Origin of the sequence: Burkholderia sp. A2, from assembly GCF_001729305.1 — a bacterium.
Classification (GTDB): domain Bacteria; phylum Pseudomonadota; class Gammaproteobacteria; order Burkholderiales; family Burkholderiaceae; genus Burkholderia; species Burkholderia sola.
This window is the reverse complement of record NZ_LZXX01000133.1, coordinates 1-2,181: the sequence shown is the minus strand read 5'-3', so window position 1 is coordinate 2,181 and position 2,181 is coordinate 1. Positions and strand designations below refer to the sequence as shown.

2 protein-coding genes and 1 pseudogene are annotated in these 2,181 nt (G+C 66.9%); 1 reads left to right on the top strand and 2 read right to left on the bottom strand.

Annotation, left to right across the window (positions count from 1 at the left end):
- Positions 1–322, bottom strand: a 322-nt coding sequence (locus A9Z05_RS38120) for a LysE/ArgO family amino acid transporter (protein ID WP_256122126.1), incomplete at its 3' end; no start/stop codon positions are given.
- A 109-nt stretch (positions 323–431) separates the two neighbouring features.
- Here A9Z05_RS38120 and A9Z05_RS29880 point away from each other — a divergent pair.
- Positions 432–1,194, top strand: a pseudogene (locus A9Z05_RS29880) (LysR family transcriptional regulator ArgP); the annotation flags it as partial.
- Between the two features lie 78 nt (positions 1,195–1,272).
- Here the strand turns inward: A9Z05_RS29880 and fnr are convergent.
- Positions 1,273–2,019, bottom strand: coding sequence for a fumarate/nitrate reduction transcriptional regulator Fnr (gene fnr / locus A9Z05_RS29875; RefSeq protein ID WP_069621242.1), 747 nt, complete (start codon positions 2,017–2,019; stop codon positions 1,273–1,275).
- Positions 2,020–2,181: the final 162 nt, after the last annotated feature.

The window sequence follows — 2,181 nt, the reverse complement described above, 5'->3', positions numbered from 1 at the left end:
CGACCGCGTCGCCGCGCACGTCGAGCGTGTCGTGGCCCGGCTTGAACGCACGGCGCAGCGCGTTGATGCCGAACCACGCGAGATACGCGAGGCCGACGTACAGCACCGCATGGACGAAAGTCGGATAGCGCTCGACGAGCACCGAAGCGCCACCGACCCCCGCGCCGATCAGGATCATGTCGGACACCGCGCACAGCAGCACGATCTTGCCGACGTGCGAGCGCATGATGCCCTGGCGCAGCACGAACGCGTTCTGCGCGCCGATGGTGACGATGAGCGACGCGCACAGTGCGGCGCCGTGGGAAAAAGCAAGCCAGTTCATGAGGGGGACAGCCGTGGAAGCAGTAGACGAATGAATCGGGTAGCGCTAGTCTGCGGTCAGCACAGGAATAAGAGAAGCTAAATCACCTAATGCGGATTAAGGAAATCTAATGCTCGACTACGCGTTGCTCGATGCCCTCGCGGCCGTGATCCGGCACGGTTCGTTCGAGCGGGCGGCCAAGGAGCTGAACGTCACGCCGTCGGCTGTGTCGCAGCGCGTGAAGCTGCTGGAGGAACGGGTCGGCAGCGTGCTCGTCAAGCGCGGGCAGCCGTGTGTCGCGACCACGTCGGGCGCGCTGCTGTGCCGGCATACCGAACGCGTGCAGCTGCTGGAAGCCGAACTGGGCGGCCGGATGCCCGCATTGCCGGGCCAGATCGCGAGCGCGTGGCCGACGTTGCGCGTGGCCGTCAACGACGATAGCGTCGCGACGTGGTTCATCGACGCGGTCGGGCCGTTCTGCACCGCGCGCGAGACGCTGCTCGATCTCGTGATCGACGATCAGGATTACACGGCCTCGCGCATCCGCGACGGCAGCGTGCAGGGCGCGGTGACCGCGCAGGCCGAGCCGATCCAGGGATGCCGGTCGGAGCGGCTCGGGAGGATCCGCTATCGCGCGGTGTGCTCGCCGGCGTTTTATGCACGCTATTTCGACGCGGGGATCACGCGTGATGCGCTGCGCCGCGCGCCGTGCGTGATGTTCAATCCGAAGGACGGGTTGCAGGCGCGTTTCATCCGGCGCGTGACGCGTGCGGATCTCGATCCGCCGCAGCACTGGATACCGCACGTCGCGGGCTATCTACGCGCATGCGAAACGGGATTGGGATGGGGGATGTGCCCGGACCGGATGGTCGACCGCCAGCTGGCGGCGGGTGNNGGCGCGCGCCGCGCTGTTTCTCGATTGAGCGGCGACGTGATGCAGGCGGTGCGCGCGACGTGTGCGCCGTGCGGCGTCAGACGTGCTGCAGGCCGTCGAAGTCGACGATCTGCACGTGACGGCCCTGCATTTCGATCAGGCCGCGCTTCTGGAATTTCGACAGCGTGCGGCTGACCGTTTCGAGCGTCATGCCGAGATAGCTGCCGATGTCCTCGCGCGTCATTCGCAGGTTGAATTCCGACGGCGAGTAGCCGCGCTTCAGGTAGCGCGACGACACGTCGAGCAGGAAAGCGGCGACGCGCTCTTCGGCATTCAGCGAACCGAGCAGCATCGTTTGCGACGTTTCGCGCACGATCTGTTCGCTCATCAGCTTGTGCATGCGCAATTGCATCGAGCCGGCTTCCGAACACAGCGCCTTGAGCGCGCTGTACGGAATCACGCAGACCGAGCTGTCTTCCAGCGCGACCGCGGTGCGCGGGTGCGTATCGTCGCAGATGCCGTCGAGGCCGAGCGCTTCGCCGGCGAGATGCAGGCCCGTGACCTGTTCGCGGCCGTCATGGCGCGTCGCGACGGTTTTCAGCGAACCCGAGCGCACTGCGTACAGGTTGTCGAATGCGTCGCCTTCGCGGAACAGCGCTTCGCCGCGCTTGACCGGGCGTGCCGCGCAGATGACCGACTCGAGGCGGCTGAGCGCTTCGGGCGCCAGACCCTGCGGCATGCACAGGTGCCGCATCGCGCACGACGAGCAGTGTGCGGCCTGGCGGGGAGCCCAGCTACCGGTATGGGGCACGGCGGCGGGGCGGGTGGCGACGGGCGTCAGCATGATCGTTTACTCCAGCGTTGGATCGACGAAATCATTGTCCCACCGCAAGTTGCCGCTGTCGGGTGACAAAACGTCGCGACCGGCCGCGCGTGCCGAACGCCGCTCAGGCAGCCGGCTCGTCCGCGTTGGCGGCCGCCGGGATCAGCAGCACCGGCAGCGTCG